Consider the following 1,618-nt stretch of genomic DNA (forward strand, 5'->3'; position numbering starts at 1 on the left):
ACGGAGAATATGTCGGCGGCGGATCGGCTGGTGCGCGAGAATCTGGTCAATAGTCTGGTGGCGGGCGTGGCCACGGGGATGGGCGCGAGCGGCGCGGACATGGCGACGGCGGCGGGCGCGGCGCAGATCGAGGTGCAGAACAATCAGGTGGCGCTGCCATTGCCCGCGCCAATCTTTACGCCGAATGATCCGAAGAGCCCGTTCAAGGTTCCGGGACTGGAATGGTTGACGGGCAATAAGGGCGATGGCGTAATCGCTGATCCGGCGTCGCAGCTTGATCCCAGCGCGGGCGTGCATGTGACGCCGAACCCGGGCCAGCAAGCCGCAGACGCGATCTTTACGCCGATTGCCGACGCGGTGAATGGCTGGATTGATTCCATCAAGACGATGGCGGGCGGTGATAATGGCGGCCGTCAAGCCAATCCATCAAAAGCTGATAGTCCTGTTTGGCAAGATTTAAAGAGTGCTGGCAATGGCGTAAAAACAGATGGCGTACGCTATTACGAATGGGACTACACACATAACGATATCGAGGTGTACGACAAGCGAGGCAGGCATATTGGGTCTGCTGATCCGGTAACAGGCGAACTGTATAAGTCAGCGGTTCCAGGAAGAAAATTAGCTAGGTGATCAATGAAAAAAGAAGCACGCGATTTGCTTGGTGATTTGATTAACGGTCGGCTATCGCCCGAAGAAGCTGAAGCCGTGTACGACTGGTATATGGATAATCTGACCGTTGATGACCCACCTGTCACTGACATGCTTGGGTTTTCCAAAAAAGAATGGACAGCCTATGCACACGGAGCGGAATTCCAAGATGTTGCGAATTGGCGTGCTCACGGCTGGCCGGATACATGTTTCGTTTGCGGGAAACCGATTGTGTCGGATAACTTCGGTTGGCTCGCGCGTGAGCACGAAGGCCGAATGCAATTGAAGCATGTTATGTGTCCAAAAAAATGAGGGCGCGCTATTGCGCAGAACAATCAGGTGGCGTTGGGGCCGCAGCAGACGACGCCGATCTTTAGAGGGAAATAAAATGCTGTCTGGCGATCCTAGCGCATTTGCGATTTGGTGCGATCCAGTAGAGTCTTGGTCAGATGATCGATTCAAGAACGGCTGTTTCGGTTACTTTATAGAGAATCGGTTTTTTTATTCTTCGGTGTCTACGCTCGGAGTCGATCTGAATCTGTTGAGTGCAGTCGACAGTATGAAGAGTAGCGTAGAGGACGAACGCTTGTTCTCTGCGATGGTTGTGAATGTTTACAAAGAGCTTTGTGAGAAAGCTTTTCCATCTATCGATTCAGACGCAGAGAAGAGCGACTTTAAACATCTGATCTCTGTCGGAAGTTTGTTGGATGATGGTCACAATGTTTTTTTAATTGAGTGGAAGGATCAGGCGAGGATAATTTACGGTCATGACGAAGACGTCGATAGTGTGATGGACGTCATGCTTGATCGTGAGAAGTTCCAGTCGGTCGTTCGAGAGGCGATTAAAAAGTATAAGGATTTATTCTAATTATTTAGAGCGATAAACCCGAGCATCAACGTGTCGGCGGGGTCGAGCAAGAGTCAGAGCCAGTCGCAGTCGAGTGCGAGCACGGCGCAGGGCAGCACGATT

General features: G+C 51.9%; 3 protein-coding genes. All 3 read left to right on the forward strand.

Features of this window, described 5'->3' with window-relative positions:
- The coding region (locus AWB82_RS36585) for a colicin E3/pyocin S6 family cytotoxin (RefSeq protein ID WP_235023604.1) at positions 1-630 on the forward strand (630 nt) is incomplete at its 5' end.
- A 3-nt stretch (positions 631-633) separates the two neighbouring features.
- A complete protein-coding gene (locus AWB82_RS37515; protein ID WP_143757000.1) occupies positions 634-960 on the forward strand; it encodes a hypothetical protein in 327 nt (108 codons plus the stop codon).
- 76 nt (positions 961-1,036) lie between these two features.
- Positions 1,037-1,516, forward strand: coding sequence for an Imm42 family immunity protein (locus AWB82_RS36590; protein ID WP_086974100.1), 480 nt, complete (start codon positions 1,037-1,039; stop codon positions 1,514-1,516).
- Positions 1,517-1,618 lie beyond the last annotated feature (102 nt).

The organism is Caballeronia glebae (assembly GCF_001545035.1).
Classification (GTDB): domain Bacteria; phylum Pseudomonadota; class Gammaproteobacteria; order Burkholderiales; family Burkholderiaceae; genus Caballeronia; species Caballeronia glebae.

Excerpts from the sequence above, each read along its gene's own strand:
- AWB82_RS37515 (WP_143757000.1), top strand. The coding sequence starts at position 634 with ATGAAAAAAGAAGCACGCGATTTGCTTGGTGATTTGATTAACGGTCGG.
- AWB82_RS36590 (WP_086974100.1), top strand. The coding sequence starts at position 1,037 with ATGCTGTCTGGCGATCCTAGCGCATTTGCGATTTGGTGCGATCCAGTA.